This is a genomic window from Peribacillus sp. 05N428, from assembly GCF_056397085.1.
The window spans coordinates 12083-32415 of sequence record NZ_JBFTMS010000002.1 but is presented as its reverse complement, the minus strand read 5'-3'; the positions used below and the strand labels follow the sequence as shown (position 1 = coordinate 32415).

Annotated in this window: 21 protein-coding genes; 1 reads left to right on the top strand and 20 read right to left on the bottom strand. The window is 41.3% G+C overall.

From position 1 onward, the window contains the following. Positions 1-243 precede the first annotated feature (243 nt). The 10 genes from dnaB to AC1DIV_RS01805 form a co-directional block, all read right to left on the bottom strand. The gene (gene dnaB / locus AC1DIV_RS01850; RefSeq protein ID WP_034316139.1) at positions 244-1608 is read right to left on the bottom strand and encodes a replicative DNA helicase; all 1365 of its coding nucleotides are present in this window, start codon (positions 1606-1608) and stop codon (positions 244-246) included. Between the two features lie 140 nt (positions 1609-1748). Next, positions 1749-2198, bottom strand: a complete 450-nt coding sequence (gene rplI / locus AC1DIV_RS01845; protein ID WP_034316140.1) for a 50S ribosomal protein L9 — start codon at positions 2196-2198, stop codon at positions 1749-1751. Then, positions 2195-4165 carry a DHH family phosphoesterase gene (locus AC1DIV_RS01840; protein WP_477575685.1) on the bottom strand — a complete coding sequence of 657 codons (1971 nt, stop codon included), beginning with the start codon at positions 4163-4165 and terminating at the stop codon, positions 2195-2197. Before AC1DIV_RS01840 ends, rplI begins: the two co-directional genes overlap by 4 nt. A gap of 41 nt (positions 4166-4206) precedes the next feature. Next, positions 4207-5154, bottom strand: a complete 948-nt coding sequence (locus AC1DIV_RS01835) for a YybS family protein (RefSeq protein WP_048687977.1) — start codon at positions 5152-5154, stop codon at positions 4207-4209. Positions 5155-5390: 236 nt separating this feature from the next. Further along, entirely contained in the window at positions 5391-5630 is a 240-nt protein-coding gene (gene rpsR / locus AC1DIV_RS01830) for a 30S ribosomal protein S18 (protein WP_034316147.1), read from the bottom strand. A 47-nt stretch (positions 5631-5677) separates the two neighbouring features. After that, complete coding sequence (ssb, locus tag AC1DIV_RS01825) at positions 5678-6205, bottom strand: single-stranded DNA-binding protein (protein WP_034316149.1); 528 nt, start codon at positions 6203-6205, stop codon at positions 5678-5680. Between the two features lie 69 nt (positions 6206-6274). Further along, entirely contained in the window at positions 6275-6559 is a 285-nt protein-coding gene (gene rpsF, locus AC1DIV_RS01820; protein WP_034316153.1) for a 30S ribosomal protein S6, read from the bottom strand. Positions 6560-6753: 194 nt separating this feature from the next. Continuing rightward, entirely contained in the window at positions 6754-7854 is a 1101-nt protein-coding gene (gene ychF, locus AC1DIV_RS01815) for a redox-regulated ATPase YchF (RefSeq protein WP_034316156.1), read from the bottom strand. A 168-nt stretch (positions 7855-8022) separates the two neighbouring features. Next, complete coding sequence (locus tag AC1DIV_RS01810) at positions 8023-8220, bottom strand: DUF951 domain-containing protein (RefSeq protein ID WP_034316158.1); 198 nt, start codon at positions 8218-8220, stop codon at positions 8023-8025. A gap of 20 nt (positions 8221-8240) precedes the next feature. Continuing rightward, entirely contained in the window at positions 8241-9077 is an 837-nt protein-coding gene (locus AC1DIV_RS01805; protein ID WP_048687973.1) for a mechanosensitive ion channel family protein, read from the bottom strand. A 371-nt stretch (positions 9078-9448) separates the two neighbouring features. Between AC1DIV_RS01805 and yyaC the strand changes: the two genes are divergently transcribed. Next, positions 9449-10084: a spore protease YyaC gene (gene yyaC / locus AC1DIV_RS01800; RefSeq protein ID WP_053536995.1), complete on the top strand. Its 636-nt coding sequence runs from the start codon at positions 9449-9451 to the stop codon at positions 10082-10084. Positions 10085-10132: 48 nt separating this feature from the next. Here the strand turns inward: yyaC and AC1DIV_RS01795 are convergent, their stop codons facing one another. From AC1DIV_RS01795 to rnpA, 10 genes are all read right to left on the bottom strand, one after another. Next, a complete protein-coding gene (locus AC1DIV_RS01795) occupies positions 10133-10834 on the bottom strand; it encodes a DUF554 domain-containing protein (protein ID WP_340878244.1) in 702 nt (233 codons plus the stop codon). Positions 10835-10886: 52 nt separating this feature from the next. Then, on the bottom strand, positions 10887-11750 hold the full coding sequence (locus AC1DIV_RS01790; RefSeq protein WP_340878245.1) for a ParB/RepB/Spo0J family partition protein: 864 nt from the start codon (positions 11748-11750) through the stop codon (positions 10887-10889). Next, positions 11743-12504 (bottom strand): ParA family protein, encoded by a 762-nt coding sequence (locus tag AC1DIV_RS01785; protein ID WP_034316249.1) that lies wholly within the window; start codon positions 12502-12504, stop codon positions 11743-11745. The genes AC1DIV_RS01790 and AC1DIV_RS01785 overlap by 8 nt, the downstream gene beginning before the upstream one ends. Positions 12505-12764: 260 nt before the next feature. Further along, positions 12765-13625 (bottom strand): nucleoid occlusion protein, encoded by an 861-nt coding sequence (gene noc, locus AC1DIV_RS01780; RefSeq protein WP_034316169.1) that lies wholly within the window; start codon positions 13623-13625, stop codon positions 12765-12767. Positions 13626-14005: 380 nt separating this feature from the next. Beyond that, positions 14006-14722, bottom strand: coding sequence for a 16S rRNA (guanine(527)-N(7))-methyltransferase RsmG (gene rsmG, locus AC1DIV_RS01775; RefSeq protein ID WP_034316171.1), 717 nt, complete (start codon positions 14720-14722; stop codon positions 14006-14008). Positions 14723-14751: 29 nt separating this feature from the next. Beyond that, positions 14752-16638: a tRNA uridine-5-carboxymethylaminomethyl(34) synthesis enzyme MnmG gene (mnmG, locus tag AC1DIV_RS01770; RefSeq protein ID WP_034316172.1), complete on the bottom strand. Its 1887-nt coding sequence runs from the start codon at positions 16636-16638 to the stop codon at positions 14752-14754. Positions 16639-16659: 21 nt separating this feature from the next. Then, entirely contained in the window at positions 16660-18045 is a 1386-nt protein-coding gene (gene mnmE / locus AC1DIV_RS01765; protein WP_063595544.1) for a tRNA uridine-5-carboxymethylaminomethyl(34) synthesis GTPase MnmE, read from the bottom strand. Between the two features lie 336 nt (positions 18046-18381). After that, positions 18382-19002: an RNA-binding cell elongation regulator Jag/EloR gene (gene jag, locus AC1DIV_RS01760; RefSeq protein ID WP_048687956.1), complete on the bottom strand. Its 621-nt coding sequence runs from the start codon at positions 19000-19002 to the stop codon at positions 18382-18384. Further along, positions 18999-19787 carry a YidC family membrane integrase SpoIIIJ gene (spoIIIJ, locus tag AC1DIV_RS01755; protein WP_048687953.1) on the bottom strand — a complete coding sequence of 263 codons (789 nt, stop codon included), beginning with the start codon at positions 19785-19787 and terminating at the stop codon, positions 18999-19001. Before spoIIIJ ends, jag begins: the two co-directional genes overlap by 4 nt. Positions 19788-19962: 175 nt before the next feature. After that, the gene (rnpA, locus tag AC1DIV_RS01750; RefSeq protein WP_048687950.1) at positions 19963-20319 is read right to left on the bottom strand and encodes a ribonuclease P protein component; all 357 of its coding nucleotides are present in this window, start codon (positions 20317-20319) and stop codon (positions 19963-19965) included. Positions 20320-20333: the final 14 nt, after the last annotated feature.

Genomic DNA, 20333 nt, shown 5'->3' with positions numbered 1-20333 from the left:
CATTAACCGGTTCTTATCAAACAAACCTATTTTATCAATAATCCAAACTGGAAGTCAATACAAAATCCGAACAATACACTTTTTAAAAAATTCTTTGTTCGTAAATATGAGAAATTTCTTTCCGGTTTTTTTAGGATTGTCAAACATTATTGTACCCTCTGATTTCTTTTTCTATTATCATTAGGGCCTTTCTTTTTCCTGAAACAGAGAAAGCCCGCCATTGCATGAATGGCAGGCAGTCCCCTATGCGCCGGGAGACATCGAATCATCATCGAAGCGGCGTTCGAGATTAACGAATTTATTATATTCTTTTACGAATGCAAGCGAAACCGTGCCCACCGGACCATTACGCTGTTTCGCTATAATGATTTCAATGATATTTTTATTCTCGGATTCTTTATCATAATAATCATCACGGTATAAGAATGCGACGATATCAGCATCTTGCTCGATACTCCCGGATTCCCGGATATCAGACATCATCGGGCGCTTATCCTGACGCTGCTCCACTCCCCGCGATAGCTGGGAAAGGGCGATGACGGGCACTTTAAGTTCACGAGCCAGCGCTTTGAGTGAACGTGAAATCTCGGATACCTCTTGCTGACGGTTGTCGCCTGAACGGCCATCGCCTTGAATTAACTGCAGGTAATCGATCAATATCATGCCAAGGCCATGTTCCTGCTTCAAACGACGGCATTTTGAACGGATTTCACCAATCCTGACACCTGGCGTATCATCGATATAAATGCCGGCATTCGACAAGCTTCCCATCGCCATCGTCAGTTTACGCCAATCCTCATCAGTTAAGGAACCTGTCCGTAAATTCTGGGCGTTGATATTCCCTTCAGCACAGAGCATACGCATAACGAGCTGCTCTGCACCCATTTCAAGACTGAAAATCGCTACATTCTCCTCCGTTTTGGTCGCAACGTTTTGAGCGATGTTCAATGCAAAAGCGGTTTTACCAACCGAAGGACGGGCACCAACTATGATGAGGTCATTACGTTGGAACCCCGCTGTCATTCGATCTAGTTCAGCAAACCCTGTCGGTATTCCCGTGACATCCCCTTTACGGGTAGTCAAAATTTCTATGTTATCGTAAGTCGCAACCAATACATCCTTAATATTTTGAAAAGACCCGGAATTCTTACGCTGGGCCACTTCCATGATCGTTTTTTCTGCTTCACCGAGCAGCTCCTCGACCTCATCCTCGCGACTGTAGCCTTCCTGAGCGATGTTCGTCGCAGTCCGGATCAAACGGCGCAGCAATGACTTCTCCTCGACGATGCGGGCATAATATTCAATATTGGCCGCGGTAGGCACCGATCCGGCCAATTCACTTAAATAAGAAACCCCGCCAACTTCTTCAAGGTTTTTTGTCGCAGCCAATTCCTCTGTCACCGTAATCAAATCGACAGCTTTTCCTTCGTCATTCAATTTAAGCATCACATTAAAGATTTTTTGATGAGAGCTTCTATAAAAATCCTCTGGAATCAAAACTTCCGATGTAACGGTCAATGAAGAGGGCTCAAGAAAAATGGCTCCAAGCACAGCCTGTTCGGCTTCTATATTTTGAGGTGGAATCCTATCCTGAAATTGTTCTATCATATCTTAAAACCTCCCATTCTAAGAGGATACCTTTTATATGTTTCTAGTAAAAAAGAAAAAAGTGAAAGGACAACGTGCCCAATCACATTTTTCGTCTATCTCTATTTTATCAATTTTTCACAGATATGAAACAGCTAAAATTAGTTAATTTCTTTCACATGCACTGTCAGTGTCGCAGTGACTTCAGGATGAAGCTTGACTGGAAGCTTTGTATGCCCTAAAGTGCGGATGCCTTCAGCAAGCTCCATTTTACGTTTATCAACCTTGATACCGTGTTTTTTCTGAAGCTCAGATGCAATTTGTTTAGTCGTGATGGAACCGAATAAACGCCCGCCCTCACCGGCTTTGGCAGATAGTTCAACCGTTAATTTCTCCAGCTGCACTTTCAATTCTTCAGCCTGCTGCAGCTCTTCTGCTGCAAGTGATTCTTCTTTATTTTTCTGTGCTTCCAGAGTTTTCACATTTGAATTATTTGCTTCAACGGCCAATCCTTGTTTAAGCAGGAAATTATGTGCATAACCATCCGCAACATTTTTAACTTCCCCTTTTTTCCCTTTACCTTTAACGTCTTTAAGAAATATCACTTTCATTCTTTATATCCCCCTTCTAAATATTCATCAATAGCTGCTTTCAATCGACTTTCGGCTTCATCAATGGAGCATACCTGTTGAGTGGCGGCATTCGTTAGATGTCCGCCTCCATTCAACATTTCCATGATCACCTGTACATTGATATCACCAAGAGAACGCGCACTTATGCCCACCGTATCATCAGAACGCTTAGCCATTACAAAGGAAGCGACAACGCCATCCATCGTCAATAGGGTGTCCGCAGCCTGAGCAATGAGCACCTGATTATGAACCTGATCGGTTTTTGCCGCGGCAATGGCAATTCCCTTTTTATAAAAGATGACTTCTTCAATGAGCTTCGAACGTTTGATATAGGTGTCCACGTCTTCTTTTAAGAATTTCTGGACAAGTACCGTATCAGCTCCATGCGCCCTTAGATAAGAGGCAGCATCGAAAGTACGTGATCCTGTTCTTAAGGTGAAGCTTTTCGTATCGACGATGATACCTGCAAGAAGCGCCGTCGACTCCAGCATATCAATTTTTGAGCGTTTCGGCTGATATTCAAGCAGTTCCGTCACAAGTTCTGCCGTTGAAGATGCATATGGCTCCATATAGACGAGCAATGAGTTCTTGATGAACTCCTCACCCCGCCGATGATGGTCGATGACCACAACCTTATCGATTCTATTCAATAACCGCTCTTCAATCACCATGGAAGGTTTATGGGTATCGACCACAACCAGCAAGGTCTCATCCATAATCATTTCTAATGCATCATCAGGTGTTATGAACCGGGCATACAGCTCTTCTTTATTTTTGATCTCTTCCATTAAACGAAGGACACTGCTGTCGAGCTGCTGGGTGTTTATGACAATATAGCCTTCACGTTCATTCATTTGGGCAACTTTCAAGATGCCGATCGCTGAACCGATTGCGTCCATATCCGGGTTTTTATGGCCCATGACAATGACTTTATCGCTATCAAGGACTATATCCTTCAATGCATGGGAAATCACACGGGCACGGACTCTCGTGCGTTTTTCCATCGGATTGGTTTTGCCGCCATAGAATTTCACTTTTCCATTCGCTTGCTTTATGGCCACCTGGTCACCGCCCCGCCCTAAAGCGAGATCCAAGCTGGACTGGGCAAGCGTACCTAGTTCCGGCAAGGATGATACGGCCGAGCCGACCCCGATGCTCAAGGTAAGTGGTACATTTTGCTTGGCCGTCGTTTCCCTGATTTCATCCAAAATCGAGAATTTCCCCTTTTCAAGCTGCTGAAGGATATGCTCATTAAAGACAGCGATGAATCGTTCCGAGGAAACCCGTTTGAAGAAAACGCCATTATCCCTTGCCCACTTATCGAGAAGTGAGGTAACCAAGCTATTAATGCTGCTTTTACGCTGATCATCCATACCCTGTGTCAAATCATCATAATTATCAAGAAGAATGATCGCAATTGCCGTTCGCTCATCTTCATATAATTTCTCAATTTCCACTTGCTCCGTCACATCAAAAAAGTAAAGAAGCCTTTCATCACGCTTATGGACCACCTTGAATTTCCGATCGTGGAGCGTAAGTGTCTCTGTCTCGATCTCTTGCTTGATTAACGGTACTATCGAGTCCGCAACATCGTATAGCGATCTTCCTGCCAAGGAGTCTTCACTAAAACAAGAAGCCAGGAATGGATTGGTCCATTCAATGTAATAATCCTCATTAAAGAGCATGATCCCAATCGGCATTTCCAATAACGCTTCCTCGCCCACCTTCTTTAAACGGTAGGATAAAGTCGTTATATACTCTTCTGTCTTCCGTTGCTTTTTTTCTACCATTCTTAATGTTAAATAAAATAAACCAGCAAGAATCAAAAGTCCAACAAGTGCAATAACCCAATTATAATAAGCCAGTACGCCCAAAAGTAAAACGACTGCGGCCAGCACCCCATACAATGGGGACTTAATCGAGTATTCTTTCAAATAAGATGGCATAGTTTCAGCTCCTAAAAGCATCTGTTTTACAAAAAAGTCTTCTATTCCTTTTTCTTGATTGTCTCCCTAAAAGGAAAGCCTAAATCTATTATACCTAAAAATCGGACGGCCGTCGTTATAATCGGAATCGGCAGAAGCAAAGAAAAAACCACAATTAAAACAGGTATCGCCTTAACCCATGACTTAACATGAGCGATATAGAATATCAGGGAATATCCTTGTAATAAAATGAAGAACTGCAGTATGAAAAATAGGTTCGTTATGGCCATATATACAAAACTGTTCTTGTCCGTATTCACAAAAAGAGCAAGAAGCATCGTAATTAAATAATACCATAAAAGGCTTTTCGGGAGTCGCAGATCCCGAAAATGAGGCCACTTTAACGCCTTATCACTGAACCTCTTCACAATGGGATGCGCTGCAAAGAAAATCAATAAAACCATGATGACGGACATCAAGACGAACAAACTTGGCATCAGCGTGTTCATCATATCGATCGATTCATACATCCGCTTTTGGACTTGTTCCGTCGGTGCCTGTCCAAAAGAATCCATGATGCCGATTGTATTTTCAAGGGACTCCTCGGCCATGTTCATCGATTCCTCTATGTAATTAACATCCGTTATCAACACTGAAGCTGCATATATTAATAAAATGCCTCCCAGGAAGACAAGGACTGCGCTTATGAACATAGGTGCCATCGGTTTGTCCTTTTTCAAAAAATAGCCGATCGCAATTCCCGTTGCCCCCATGAGCAAGGTCAGCGGTACAGACAATATCGTCCCGATGAGGATCGACAATAACGAGGCTACAAATAAGTAACCAAGGCTCCACGATAACTTTTGTTTGATTGTGACCAGTATGAATGGAATGGGTAAAAAGAAAGTAGTGAAAATACCCAATAGTGGGATTTGAATGGTGATGAACAATAAAATGCAATATAGTGCCAGAAGTGCTCCGCCCTCGGCAATTCGTCTCCCGCTATTCATCTTTATTTCACCCCCTGTTATGATTGATGTCTTATCTCCATCTTTATATTGTATCCGTTACGGCCAGGATATTTCAAACATCACAGTCTTTTTTGGGATATGATTATTTTTTCTGAGGAAAACACCCGGATAAATTTCTTCTGAAATAAAAAAAACGCCATTCAGCGGTTTACAGGCATAAGTGACAACTTATTAAAAAAGGCACATTAAGGATTGCTCCTCAATGTGCCAATTTATTATTCACCAGATACATATGGTAGTAATGCCATAGTACGTGAGCGTTTAATAGCAATCGTTAATTTACGTTGATATTTAGCGCTTGTGCCAGTTACACGACGTGGTAAAATTTTACCGCGTTCTGAGACGAATTTTTTAAGAAGATCTACATCTTTGTAATCAATTTTAGTGATTCCGTTAGATGTGAAATAACAAACCTTTTTACGCTTACCGCGTCCTTTACGTCCACCCATTGCCATAATAAATTTCCCTCCCTGCATTTTGAATTTTCATTTCAAACGGCTGTTTAAAATGGAAGATCGTCATCTGAAATGTCGATTGTCTTACCGTCATTTGCAAATGGATCATCATCTACACGAGTGTAGTTGTTATTGCTCCGTTGATTCTGATTAGGATTTTGTCCATACGAATTGTTGTCATTTCCGTTATTATTGCCATAACTTCTTTGACCCCCACCGTAAGAACCGCCTTCATTTCTTTCACCCGCTGAACTGCTTCGTGGTTCAAGGAATTGAACGCTCTCAGCCAGAATCTCCGTCACATATACGCGTTTGCCGTCTTGTCCTTCATAATTACGTGTTTGGACACGTCCATCCACGCCAGCTAAACTGCCCTTTTTCAAGAAGTTAGCTACATTTTCTGCCGGTTTACGCCAAACTACACAGTTAATGAAATCCGCTTCACGTTCACCTTGCTGATTCGTAAAACTACGGTTCACAGCTAAAGTAAAGGTAGCTACGGGAACTCCATTAGGTGTATATCGTAATTCAGGATCTTTAGTTAAGCGTCCTACCAAAACTACGCGATTCATCATCAGAATCAACCCCTAGGTTTCAAGCTTGTTTCATGTGAAACAAGATTAGAATTTATATTAAATATCGAATTATACTTCTTCTCTAGTAGCCATGTGGCGAATAATGTCTTCACTGATTTTAGCTAGACGATCGAATTCTTGAATCGCAGCACTTTCAGCGTTAACTTTAAGAAGCATGTAGTAACCATCACGGAAATCATTGATTTCATATGCAAGACGGCGTTTACCCCATTCTTTTGCTTCTACTTCCGCACCATTATCAGAAAGGATTGTGTTGAAACGTTCAACTAAAGCTTTTTTAGCTTCTTCCTCAATGTTTGGACGGATGATATACATAATTTCGTATTTTCTCATCACTGTCACCTCCTTTTGGTCTAAGCGGCCCAATTGGGCAAGGAGCAATTATTTATAATTACTCACAAGATAAAATTATAGCATAGTTAAAGAGGCTTTGCAACGAACGGTTCGACTTATTACAATTAAATGTAATCTAATGATTTAAGTCTAAAAAAAAGACCCTACATATGGAATGGTAGGGTCTTTGATTCTTATACGTTGAAACGGAAATGGATAACATCGCCATCGTTAACGATGTATTCTTTTCCTTCCAAACGAACTTTACCCGCTTCTTTTGCGGCACCATGACTGCCCGCTTCAAGTAAATCGGTATAAGATACCGTTTCGGCACGGATGAAACCGCGTTCGAAGTCCGTGTGAATGACGCCGGCACATTGAGGGGCTTTCATTCCTTTGCGGAATGTCCAAGCTCGCACTTCCTGTACACCAGCTGTAAAGTATGTTGCCAATCCAAGCAGATTATAAGAAGCACGGATCAACTGATCTAGACCTGACTCCTCGATGCCAAGTTCAGATAGGAACATTTCCTTTTCTTCACCTTCAAGCTCTGCAATTTCTTCTTCGATTTTGGCACAAATCACGATTACTTCGGCATTTTCCTTAGCGGCATATTCACGAACTTGCTGTACATATTCATTATCGTCAGCATTCGCCACTTCATCTTCGCTCACGTTCGCCACGTAAAGCGTCGGCTTAGCTGTAAGTAAATGCATGCCCTTCACGATTTTTTGCTGTTCTTCGGTAAACTCGACGGAACGTGCAGGCTTTTCATCTTCCAATGCTTCTTTTAAAGCCACAAGGATTTCATGTTCTGCTACAGCGGCTTTATCTTTTTGCTTGGCCATTTTTCCGACACGGTCGATGCGTTTGACAACAGATTCCAAATCGGCAAGGATCAATTCAAGATTGATGACCTCGATATCATCGATTGGATTTACTTTTCCGGAAACATGGGTAATGTTATCGTCTGCAAAGCAACGGACGACTTGACAAATTGCATCCACTTGACGGATATGGGAAAGGAATTTATTACCTAATCCTTCTCCTTTACTTGCTCCTTTTACGATCCCGGCGATATCCGTGAATTCAAATGCTGTCGGAACCGTTTTTTTCGGTTTTACCAATTCAGTCAATTTTTGCAGACGGTGATCTGGCACTTCCACAATCCCTACATTCGGGTCGATCGTACAGAAAGGATAGTTGGCAGATTCCGCACCTGCCTGAGTTATTGCATTAAATAAAGTGGATTTACCTACGTTAGGCAAACCGACTATACCAGCTGTTAAAGCCATTTATATTTCACTCCTTCAAGATGATTCGTACATATGGGAAAAGGACTGATCTTCTATAAAGACCATCCAATTACCTAAACCTTTCCCAATTATAGATTTCGCTTCCTAAAAAGACAAGTAAATCATGAGAAACGCCGGACTACTTTCACTCCCAAAAAAAAAGCATGATCACTCCTCATGCTTTTGCAGAACTTTTTTCATTTTCTTCGCGAATTCACGTCGAGGCAGCATCACGCTATGGCCGCATCCTTCACATTTTATCCGGATATCCATTCCGAGCCGTATAATTCTCCACTTATTCACTCCACAGGGATGTGGTTTCTTCATTTCCACAATATCCTTAAGTGCAAATTCCTTTTCTTCCATAATCATGAGCCCCCCAATTCCTATGACTCGCTGCCATTGTACGTAGATTTAATCCCACTTGCATCAAGTGCAGCACTTATTTCTTTTCTTAATATCCTACTGATTTCAATGTGATGCATCGGCTTTGTTTCCGCTTTAATCCGAAAGACGATTTCTTCAGGACTGATTTTTTCAATTCCCAAAAATTCAGGAGCCTTGATCAAGGCTTCGTATTTGCCTTCCATACTGTTTAAAAGATCAATCAGCACCTTCTCAGCACGCTCAGTCGATCCATCGTTAGGTATGGTCACATCAACTATTGCCACACTATTTAAAATGGAATAATTCGTAACCTGGATGATGCTGCCGTTGGGTATGAAGTGCAATTCACCTGCACCGCTTTTAATTTTCGTCGTACGAAGCCCGATTTCAATGACTTCCCCTTCAAAAGTATTGATTTTAATATAATCCCCAACCGAGAACTGATCTTCAAAGATAACGAAAAACCCGGTAATTATATCCTTGACCAAACTTTGTGCGCCAAATCCAATGGCCAAACCGAGAACACCTGCACCAGCGAGTAATGGCATTACATGAAGACCAAGAATCTCCAGAATCATCAACAAGGCAATGAAATTGATGACATAGGTAATGATATTTTCCAGCAATTTAATGAGTGTCGCTTCCCTGCGTTCCGTTACCCGAATAGGACTTCTTAAACGTGCTTTGAAAAATTTATTCAGAATAGTCTTTCCTATTGTAATAATAATACGCGATAACAGCAGAACAAGGAAGATTTTAATAATGCCCTCCCCCATCAGCAGCCATATCTTTTCATCCAATATCTCTTTTGCAACGTTATCATAAATGCGATCCATATTTTCCTCCTGCCTAATGCAAATAACAGCAAAACTATTATATCTTCGACGTATTCCTCTACCCTCCATGCATGGAGGTAACCATGAAATAGAGAGATTTTCTCTATTTTATCAATAAATAATGGTTTCTGTACAAAAAAATTATGGGTATATAGTTAATAGAATTTAGAAATTTTTTCCCGAACATTCAAATGATTATTTACTAGAAAGTATAGATGAAAGCAATTGGTAGAGGATAACGTCGATTCATATCCCCTTCACCTGTTTGCATGTTTTGCAAAAAATTCCCTCACCCATCATGTTAAATACCGTATATTTTCCTCTTTTTATCCGTATACTGTAATACCAAATAAAGTAAAGGAGTTGAGCCGATGAATCTGAATTCTAGTCTATTTAATAATAATAAAAATAGATTAAGTCGCATCCTGCATGAAGATACGGATGCATCCAAACAAATTTCCCAGGAATTAATCAACCTCCTCCCAACAGGAAAGCTTCAACCAATCGTCATCGTCTGCATAGGCACAGACCGTTCCACAGGCGATTCACTCGGACCACTTGTCGGCACTCTGCTTAGTGAAAAGGCTGAAAACAGTTCTTCTTCATTCCATGTTTATGGTACTCTGGATGACCCTATACATGCGATGAATTTACAGGAAAAATTAAATGAAATTAAAAAGCTGCATGCCAATGCCTTTATAGTCGGAATCGATGCTTGCTTGGGGAAAATGAAAAGCGTCGGCATCGTTCAGATCGGCCAGGGACCAGTTAAGCCGGGTGCCGGGGTCAATAAAGATCTTCCTTCAGTCGGAAATGCCCATATTACAGGAATCGTGAATGTAAGTGGATTCATGGAGTTCATGGTCTTGCAGAACACGCGTCTTAATCTTGTGCTAAAAATGGCCAAAACCATTGCCGAGGGGATTTATGAAGCGCAAAATCATTATCCAATAAAACCTTCCATCACTCCTTTCACATGGTCATTCAAGCAAGAAAAAACCCTTTGATCGGTTTTTTCATAAAAAAGAAGGAAGGGGCCAGCCCCTTCCTTTTTTTTATACATAATACATGAAAGTAACCAGAATGGCAGTGATCATTATGCCCGGAAGCAGATTCGCCACCCTGATTTTGGTGACACCGATAATATTCAAACCAATCGCCAAAATCATGACTCCACCAGCTGCCGTCATTTCCAATATGAAGGAATCCATTAATGCAGATGGGATCATCGTATTGATCTGCCTTGAAAAAACCGCCAGGAATCCCTCATAAAGAATGATCGGAAATGCTGAAAAAAGTACCCCTATGCCTAGCGTGCTGGCGAGGACAAGTGCTGTGAATCCATCGATTATCGCTTTTGTTATCAAAACGTCATGATCATTCCGGATACCGCTATCCAGGGCACCGATAATGGCCATCGCCCCAATCCCAAATATGAGCGTAGCCGTTACAAACCCCTGAGATATCGAGGTTCCTTCCTTCGCTTTCATCCTGCGTTCAATCCAATTGCCTAAAGAATTAAGCCTGCCCTCAAGATTCATCCATTCACCGAGGACCGCCCCGCCGACAATACTTAAAATGACAACAAGGAAATTATCACTTTTAAACCCCATCTGCAAACCTAAAACCATCACGGCTAACCCGATACCGCTCATGACCGTTTCTTTAATCTTTTCAGGTATACGTTGTAAAAACCTTCCTAAAATCGAGCCGATTAAAATGCAGGCACCATTCACCAAAGCCCCTAATAATACCATCTCATCCACCTAATTTTCTGCATAAGTCTTCATGATCTTTTCATAAGGGGATCTAAGAGGAAAGGTTCTCTTGATCGATCAAGTTCAAAATTCTCTCTAAATCTTCTTTTGAAAAGAATTCTATTTCTATTTTTCCTTTTTTCTTGCTTTGTTTTATCGTTACGCTCGTTCCTAGTCTTTCACGCAGACTTGTCTCCCTTTGCTTTATGAAGATATCTTTTTTCTCTTGTTTCTTAGGTTTGGTTTCACGTGAAACGGTATCATTCAATTGATGTATATACTGCTCTAGCTGTCTGACATTCATACCTTCCTTGAGGATTTTATCCGCTACCGGCTTGAGCATCTCTTTTTTCTTTAAACCCAGCAATGCCCGGCCATGTCCCATGGAAATTTCCCCATCGGAGATATATCTCCTAATTCCTTCAGGCAAAGATAGTAATCTAACATGGTTGGCAATATGGGGTCTGCTTTTTCCCAGCCGGTTGGCCAACTGCTCCTGGGTGAATTCCAATTTTTCAAGAAGCGTTTGATAAGCGGCAGCCTCCTCGATCGGATTCAAATCTTCCCGTTGCAGGTTTTCCAAAATGGCCAGTTCCATCATCTGCTGTTCACTCAATTCCCTCACAACGACTGGAACTGTCTCTAAGCCAGCTTCCTTGGCAGCACGATAACGCCTTTCCCCAGCCACGATTTCATATCCCTTAATACTTTTCCGGGCAATAATCGGCTGTAATATCCCATGCTCCATGATGGATTGCTTTAATTCCTCTATAGCTTCTAGCCGAAAGCTCTTTCGGGGCTGATAAGGATTTGGCCTTAATTCCCTTAATTTGATTTCGCGCACGATTTCATCTTTACTGATCTCCCCACCGTTGAAAAGTAGTGCGTTAAGTCCTTTGCCAAGCCCTTTAGCCATTTGATACCACTTCCTTTGCCAATTCTAGATAGACCTCCGCCCCTCGTGACTTTGGATCATATATAATTATCGGTTCTCCATGGCTCGGTGCTTCACTCAAACGGACATTGCGGGGAATGATGGTTTGGTAGACTTTATCCTGAAAGTATTTTTTGACTTCTTCTATGACCTGGAGACCTAAATTTGTTCTTGCGTCCAACATCGTCAATAGCACACCCTCGATTTTCAAATCATGGTTCAAATGCTTTTGGACGAGGCGGACCGTATTCAATAGTTGACTCAAACCCTCCAATGCATAATATTCACATTGTACCGGGATCAAAACAGCATCGGCGGCCGTTAAGGCATTAAGCGTCAGCAAACCCAATGATGGAGGGCAGTCAATCACAATGTAATCATACTGGCTTTGCACCTCTTCTAACGCCCTTTTTAATCGGACTTCCCTTGAGATGGTTGGAACAAGTTCAATTTCTGCACCCGCAAGTTGGATTGTCGCAGGTATAGCATATAGGTTTTCTACCTTTGTTTCCATGATAACGGTACTGGCCTCAACATCATCAACCAATACATCATAAATACATTGTTCCACATCTGCTTTGTCAATACCTGCACCGCTTGTCGCATTTCCCTGCGGGTCAATATCGACCATTAAGACTTTCTGTCCAATGTATGCAAGACAAGCACTTAAACTGACAGAAGTTGTCGTTTTTCCAACACCGCCCTTTTGATTGGCAATGGCGAGAATCTTACCCACGAATTCACCCGCTTTCAACTATCTTCATGACGCTATATCTATTGATTTTTACCGTGAATCCAATTATTTCTTTCTATTTTATCATGAATGTTACTGGAAGAAATCGTTTTCTGAAATTCCTCTTAAAATTTGAAATACATCTAAAAGCATTAAAAATCCAGGAAAAGTTGAATGTTTTAAAAGTGGAAAATGCCAGTTTTGGAGAGAAAATAAAAAAAGCTTGGTAATCGGAGACTACCAAGCGGGCTAAGGATGGGGAATCAAGTTTTTTTCTTGGGTATTTTAATCGTGAACTGATAATACTCCTCGAATTCTTCTTCCTCTGCATCCAGATTTATTCCATTGTCTGTAACCATACTGAGTGATTGGCGGATGGTATTCACGGCAATCCTCATGTCTTTACTAAACGCTTTTCGCTTAGGTTTCGGCTTCTGCACAGTACCCGTTAAGAGCTTGACGACCTGCTCTTCGGTCTGCTTGACGTTTAACCCTTTTTCGATGATTTCCAAAAGCAGTTTTAACTGCTTTTCAGGACTCTTTAACGGTATCAACGAGCGGGCATGGCGTTCCGTAATTTGCTTTTGAAGAAGTGCATCCTGAACCTCCTGCGGCAGCTTAAGCAGCCGCAGCTTATTCGCCACGGTAGATTGACCGATTCCCAGTCTTTGTGCCAGGGCTTCTTGGGTTAAACTATGCAGCTCCAATAGTTTTCCGTAAGCCAAAGCTTCTTCAATCGGTGTCAGTTCTTCACGCTGTAAGTTTTCTATCAGCGCAACGGAAGCCGTTTCTGTATCGGTGAAATCTTTGATTATAGCAGGTGCCAATTCCCAGCCAAGCTTTTGCATGGCCCGGAAACGACGCTCACCTGCAATGATTTCATATTTTCCCTGACCATAAGCCCTTACTACAATTGGTTGAATGATCCCATGTGTATGGATCGTTTGAGCCAATTCGGCAATTTTATCGTCATTAAAAACGGTCCTTGGTTGAAATCGATTAGGCACAATGTCAGAAATGGAAATTTTTCTTATTTCTTCATTATTATTGCTAGGTGTCTCCATCTCTAGTTGCTCTTCTTCTTTTTCGCCAAACCCAAAGAACCGCGAAAAAGGATGCTTCATCTTCCTACACCACCTTTTAAAACTCCCAAATAACATATTCTCTATTTAAAGGACAAGTCCTGCATACATTTCCCGACATGGTTATACATATGGCCCTTCACTGTAAAAAACATGTCGACTGGCGCCATCAAGGCAATAATGAGGGTCGACGGCCAGTTTTTATAAATATCGGCCGGCTTTCCCAAAATTATTTCCCTGAATCAGCCAGCTAAGGGCACACGTCTTAACCTGTACCGAAAATGCCTTCTTGTTGGCAAATGCAGTATTAAGTGAAAATAATAAGGTCATACATTTATAGTAAAAGAAAATAAGGGCAAGTACCAGCCATATATATCTGAATCCTCTGCTCTTACTATGAAATCATACTCATCGTACAGAGGTTATTCAATAGGCTGCTTATTCGGTGTCCCTGGTTTTCTTGGGTATTTTTTTGGAGTCTTCTTCACTTTTTTTACAGTAATGATGTTTCTTTCACTATTTTCCTCTGGCAATGTGAAAGGATGAATTTCTTCGATTTCTCCGCCTAATGTAAAAATGGCCTTCTTCCCTGTGTCCATTTCATCTTGTGCACTAGCCGCTTTCATGGCAATGAACGTCCCATCCAGTTTAACAAGCGGCAAACATAGTTCACTTAAAACCGACATCCTGGCTACCGCCCTCGCCATGACAATATCATAGGATTCGCGATGCTCCGGTTTTTGGGCGAAGGTTTCCGCCCGGTCATGATAAAAAGATACTCCCTTTAATTGCAATGAATCCGCAAGGTGATTCAAAAAAGAAATTCGCTTATTCAAGGAATCCACAATCGAGACGTGGATATCAGGGAAACATATCTTCAATGGAATACTCGGAAATCCAGCTCCAGCCCCAACATCGCAAATTCGATAGGATTCGTTAAAGTCAAAATAGAAGGCTGCACTGATTGAATCATAAAAATGCTTAAGATAAACTTCTTCTTTATCTGTGATGGCTGTTAAGTTCATCTTTTCGTTCCATTCCACCAATAATCGATAATATGTGTCAAACTGATCAAGCTGTTGAGGAGAAAGCTCGATCCCTTTCTCCAGCAGTGCTTGTTGGAACTGTTCAATATTCATATTTTTTCAATCCTTTTCGGGTATTTCCGTTACTGAGACACTCTGGCAATCTTACCTTGTTCCAAATAAACAAGCAGAATGGAAACATCAGCGGGATTCACACCGGAAATTCTTGAAGCCTGAGCTACTGATAGCGGGTGGACCTGCTTTAATTTTTGACGTGCTTCCGTTGCAAGACCAGAAATTGCATCATAATCGATATTCTCTGGAATCTTTTTGTTCTCCATTTTTTTCAGGCGATCGACTTGCTGCAAGGATTTTTCGATATATCCTTCATACTTGATCTGGATTTCGACCTGTTCCGTCACTTCTTCACTCAGTTCGACATCACTTGGCGCCAACTTCTGAATATGGGAATAATCCATTTCAGGCCTTTTCAATAAATCGGAGGCACGGATTCCATCCTTTAACTCACTGCCGCCACTTGCAGTAATGACTTCTTGCACCTCTTTGGTCGGTTTGATGAAGTTTGATTTCAATCGTTCCTTTTCCATTTCAACCGCTTCTTTTTTCATAAGGAAACGTTTGTAGCGTTCTTCTTTGATCATTCCGATATTGAATCCAATTTCCGTTAAGCGTAGATCGGCATTATCATGACGCAATAATAAACGATATTCTGCACGTGAAGTCAGCAATCGGTATGGTTCATTCGTGCCTTTCGTTACAAGGTCATCAATGAGAACACCAATATAGGCATCCGAACGGCTTAAAATCAGTTCTTCCTTACCCATTGCATTCAATCCTGCATTAATACCGGCCATCAATCCTTGTCCTGCTGCTTCTTCATAGCCGGATGTCCCGTTAATTTGGCCAGCAGTATATAGATTTTTGATTTTCTTCGTTTCAAGTGTAGGCCATAGCTGCGTAGGAACGATGGCATCATATTCAATTGCATATCCAGCACGCATCATTTCCGCTTTTTCAAGTCCCGGAATTGTTTGCAGGATTTTCACTTGCACATCTTCAGGCAGACTGGTGGATAAACCTTGCACATAAACTTCCTTTGTATTGCGACCTTCAGGTTCCAAGAAGATTTGATGCCGTGGTTTATCATTAAAACGAACGACTTTATCTTCTATCGATGGACAATAACGCGGTCCGGTTCCTTTAATCATTCCGGAATACATTGGTGAACGGTGTAGATTCTCATCAATGAGCTGATGTGTACCCTCATTCGTATACGTTAACCAGCATGGCAATTGATCCGTTATGAACTTTGTTGTTTCATAAGAAAAGGCACGAGGCACTTCATCGCCAGGCTGAATTTCCGTTTTGCTGTAGTCTATAGAAGAACTATTCACACGTGGAGGCGTTCCTGTTTTAAAACGGACCAAATCAAATCCTAACTGCTCCAAGTGTTCGGAAAGCCTGATGGAGGGCTGCTGATTATTAGGGCCGCTTGAATATTTCAGTTCCCCTAAAATGATTTCACCGCGTAAATATGTTCCCGTCGTGATTACGACAGTTTTCGCACGGTACACCGCACCTGTTTTAGTGATGACACCCGTACATACGTCGTTTTCAACAATTAATTCCTCTACCATTCCTTGAATCAATGTCAAATTTTCTTGGTCTTCTATCGTCTTTTTCATTTCTTGCTGATAAAGAAATTTATCTGCCTGCGCCCGTAGAGCACGAACGGCCGGACCTTTTGCCGTATTGAGCATCCTCATTTGAATATGGGTCTTGTCGATATTTCTTCCCATTTCCCCGCCTAAAGCGTCAATTTCCCTAACGACTATCCCTTTTGCCGGCCCGCCGACGGAGGGATTGCATGGCATAAAGGCGACCATATCCAAGTTAATGGTGATCATCAACGTTTTAGCTCCGACTCTTGCAGCTGCAAGGCCTGCTTCACTGCCAGCATGACCGGCACCAATAACAATGACATCATAGCTACCTGCTTCGTATTGCATATCCTTTTCCTCCTTTTACGTTTATTTTCCTAAACAAAATTGAGAGAACAATTGGTTGATCAAATTATCCTGAACGCTTTCGCCAATGATTTCTCCAAGTAACTCCCATGCTTTCGTGAAATCGATTTGAACCAAATCAACCGGTGTACCCATTTCAATAGCATCAATTGCATCTTCGATTGCCTGTAATGCCTGTCCCAGCAAAGCTATATGCCTTGCATTGGAAACATAGGTCAGGTCTCCCGTTTCTAAAGAACCTTCGAAAAATAAAGAAGCGATCGCTTCTTCCAATTCATCGACCCCTCGATCTTCCAGTAATGAAGTCGTAACAACTTTATGGGATGCCGCCTTTTCCTTAACCTTTGCCATATCGATTTTTTGTGGAAGGTCTGTTTTATTGATGATAACGATAACATCCATTCCCTCAACCGCTTGGAATAGTTTCTCATCTTCAGTAGTGAAATCATCGGAATAGTTCAATACAAGCAATATTAAATCCGCTTCTTTTAATACTGCACGAGACCGTTCAACTCCAATTCGTTCAACGATATCTTCCGTTTCGCGAATTCCTGCTGTATCGACAAGTTTAAGCGGTACACCGCGAACATTGACATACTCTTCAATAACATCACGTGTTGTACCTGGAATATCAGTGACGATCGCTTTGTTTTCATGAACTAAGCTGTTAAGCAATGAAGATTTTCCGACATTAGGACGACCTATGATAACGGTCGCAAGCCCATCCCGAAGGATTTTCCCCTGTTGGGCCGTGTGAAGCAGTTTCTCTATTTCATTCTTCACATAACTGCCTTTTTCCAAAAATAAACGATGCGTCATTTCTTCGACATCATCATATTCCGGATAATCTATATTTACCTCGACTTGAGCGAGGGTCTGTAAAATTTCCTGACGCAGATTTTGGATTAATTTCGAAAGCCGGCCTTCCATTTGACCTAATGCAACATTCATGGCTTTATCCGTTTTGGCACGGATTAAATCCATAACGGCCTCAGCTTGGGAAAGATCGATCCTGCCATTCAAAAAGGCCCGTTTCGTAAATTCACCAGGTTCCGCTAAACGAGCACCTTGTGAGAGAATAAGCTGCAGTACCCGATTGACCGAAACGATTCCACCGTGACAATTTATTTCAACTACATCTTCCCTTGTAAATGTCTTTGGACCCATCATGACCGAAACCATGACTTCCTCTATGATTTCACCTGTTTTAGGCTGGATAAGGTGGCCATAATGAATCGTATGTGATTTCACTTCAAGCAATCCTTTTCCACCTGGTCCTTTAAAGATCCTATCGGCTATTTCTATGGCCTCATCACCGCTGATTCTAACGATGGCGATTGCCCCTTCCCCTAAGGGAGTAGAGATAGCGGTGATTGTATCGAATTCCATGCTTTCACCTCTTATATATTGATGGTTCTATTTTTTTCTGATAATAAAATCGTCGAATCCCTAAATTACTACAATACCACAGTATATTCATGAAAAAAAGTAGATACTCCTTCCTTCCAAGAGTTATCCACACGCCATTAATCCATATTCTGTAACAACCATTTTAACTTATCCACATGTGAATAACAAATATCGCCCGCTTCATTTTCTTCCATCCCCTTTACGGATCAAGAAAATATAAAAAGTTTGTCACTTATTGTTGAATGGAAAATTCGCAAAAAAAATATTCGACATACAATGCCTAAAAAAAAGAACCCCTGCTTAAAAGCAGAAGGTTCATTTTAGTGGAGTAATGACCAAGTGACGATATGGCTCCGTCCCACTTGAGGTTGTTTTTATTTTTGGATAATCCAGGAGAGCATTATGGATGACCTTACGTTCATAGGATGGCATCGGCTCCAATGAAACAGCTTTACCTGTTTTCGTGGCTTTATTTGCCATTCTTTCAGCCAATTGGATTAAGGTGTCATTGCGGCGGCTTCGATAATCTTCTGCATCTACGGTAATATTCAAAAACTGCTTCGAATATCGATTAGCTACCAGCTGTGCTAAATACTGAAGTGAATTTAGTGTTTGACCCCTTTTTCCAATCAATAATGCAATTTTATCACCTGATAAATGGAATGTTACGTTCTTACCTTTACGGGTGACGTCTATTTGTGCATTGACTTCCATTTCGACGCAGACATTCTTCAAAAATCCAAGTGTCTCTTCAATGGGATCCGGAGGCAATGTAACATGGACGATTGCCTTCCTTGCACCAAATAAACCAAAAAACCCTTTTTTGCCTTCATCTTCTACTTCAATTTCCACGCGATCCTTCGTGCTGTTCAATTGAGCTAAAGCTAAATTTACTGCTTCTTCGACAGATTGTCCTGTAGCAGTCACTTTTTTCACTTTTTCTTTGCCCCTCCCGCGTTTTCCGCAGCTGCTTTTCTAAGATCCGGACCTTTGATGAAATATGTTTGCACGATACCAAAGATGTTACCAACTACCCAGTAAAGAGAAAGAGCAGCGGGGAAATTAATAGCAAATACAACAATCATGATTGGCATGATGTAAAGCATCATCGTCATTTGTGCAGCCATTTGTGGGTTGGAGTTCATTCCAACCATGGACATCTTTTGCTGGATGAAAGTCGTGATACCTGCAACGACCGGTAAAATATAATAAGGATCCGGGGAACCTAAATCAAACCAAAGAAAACTATGTAAAGCAATTTCTTCCGTACGGCTGATTGCATGGTAAAATCCGATCAAAATCGGCATTTGCACCAATATCGGCAAACATCCCGCCAATGGATTCACATTATATTTCGAAAATAGAGCCATTGTTTCTTGCTGTAGTTTTTGTTGTGTGGCAGCATCTTTTGAGCTGTATTTAGCTTGAAGTTCTTTCATTTCAGGCTGAATGGCCTGCATGGCTTTCGAGCTTTTCACCTGTTTGATCATTAATGGAAGTAATGCCAGGCGAATGATTAGTGTAACGCCGATGATTCCCAAACCATAGTTCTCGCCGAATGCTTCAGAAAGCCAGATGATCAGGGCTGATAATGGATAGACAATGTATGAATTCCAAAAACCTTCACTATCCGCAGTAATAGGTTCTTTAATTTCCGTACACCCTGCCAACAGCATCATTATCGAGGCTAGTCCAATAATGAGTAATATTCGTTTTTTCAACCGTAATTTCCTCCTAACTGCAATCAATCTTTTTTGAAACAATTGTGAACTGTTTATAAGAAGATTTCAAGGAAAAGTAATCCACTTTTACCACAGTTACAATCGGAATTTTCTATGTCATCTTACTCAAGTAACAATATGATACGAGGAGTGCTTATTCGATATTAAGGGGACTTTATTGTTTTTTCATTTTAAAGTTTAGTGATTTAGAACGCTTCAGGACATGAATCAAGCTGCTTTTCACCTGGAAAAAGTCCATCTCCGCCGCTGGTTTTCGAGCAATCACAATATAATCCTTACCCTCTTCTATATCTTCTTTCAATTCCAAAAACGCTTGCCGTATGTATCTTTTGATTTGGTTCCTTACAACGGCGTTCCCGATTTTTTTACTGACAGAAAGGCCGATCCTAAAATGATCCTGACCCGGCTTTTCAAGGACATAGACAACGAATTGCCGATTAGCAGAAGATTCACCTTTTTTAAACACAAGCTGAAATTCATCCTCTTTCTTAATCCTTAACTTTTTTTTCATTTTTACACCTTCAT

Excerpts from the sequence above, each read along its gene's own strand:
- dnaB (WP_034316139.1), bottom strand. The coding sequence starts at position 1,608 with ATGATAGAACAATTTCAGGATAGGATTCCACCTCAAAATATAGAAGCC.
- rplI (WP_034316140.1), bottom strand. The coding sequence starts at position 2,198 with ATGAAAGTGATATTTCTTAAAGACGTTAAAGGTAAAGGGAAAAAAGGG.
- AC1DIV_RS01840 (WP_477575685.1), bottom strand. The coding sequence starts at position 4,165 with ATGCCATCTTATTTGAAAGAATACTCGATTAAGTCCCCATTGTATGGG.
- AC1DIV_RS01835 (WP_048687977.1), bottom strand. The coding sequence starts at position 5,154 with ATGAATAGCGGGAGACGAATTGCCGAGGGCGGAGCACTTCTGGCACTA.
- rpsR (WP_034316147.1), bottom strand. The coding sequence starts at position 5,630 with ATGGCAATGGGTGGACGTAAAGGACGCGGTAAGCGTAAAAAGGTTTGT.
- ssb (WP_034316149.1), bottom strand. The coding sequence starts at position 6,205 with ATGATGAATCGCGTAGTTTTGGTAGGACGCTTAACTAAAGATCCTGAA.
- rpsF (WP_034316153.1), bottom strand. The coding sequence starts at position 6,559 with ATGAGAAAATACGAAATTATGTATATCATCCGTCCAAACATTGAGGAA.
- ychF (WP_034316156.1), bottom strand. The coding sequence starts at position 7,854 with ATGGCTTTAACAGCTGGTATAGTCGGTTTGCCTAACGTAGGTAAATCC.
- AC1DIV_RS01810 (WP_034316158.1), bottom strand. The coding sequence starts at position 8,220 with ATGGAAGAAAAGGAATTTGCACTTAAGGATATTGTGGAAATGAAGAAA.
- AC1DIV_RS01805 (WP_048687973.1), bottom strand. The coding sequence starts at position 9,077 with ATGGATCGCATTTATGATAACGTTGCAAAAGAGATATTGGATGAAAAG.
- yyaC (WP_053536995.1), top strand. The coding sequence starts at position 9,449 with ATGAATCTGAATTCTAGTCTATTTAATAATAATAAAAATAGATTAAGT.
- AC1DIV_RS01795 (WP_340878244.1), bottom strand. The coding sequence starts at position 10,834 with ATGGTATTATTAGGGGCTTTGGTGAATGGTGCCTGCATTTTAATCGGC.
- AC1DIV_RS01790 (WP_340878245.1), bottom strand. The coding sequence starts at position 11,750 with ATGGCTAAAGGGCTTGGCAAAGGACTTAACGCACTACTTTTCAACGGT.
- noc (WP_034316169.1), bottom strand. The coding sequence starts at position 13,625 with ATGAAGCATCCTTTTTCGCGGTTCTTTGGGTTTGGCGAAAAAGAAGAA.
- rsmG (WP_034316171.1), bottom strand. The coding sequence starts at position 14,722 with ATGAATATTGAACAGTTCCAACAAGCACTGCTGGAGAAAGGGATCGAG.
- mnmG (WP_034316172.1), bottom strand. The coding sequence starts at position 16,638 with ATGCAATACGAAGCAGGTAGCTATGATGTCATTGTTATTGGTGCCGGT.
- mnmE (WP_063595544.1), bottom strand. The coding sequence starts at position 18,045 with ATGGAATTCGATACAATCACCGCTATCTCTACTCCCTTAGGGGAAGGG.
- rnpA (WP_048687950.1), bottom strand. The coding sequence starts at position 20,319 with ATGAAAAAAAAGTTAAGGATTAAGAAAGAGGATGAATTTCAGCTTGTG.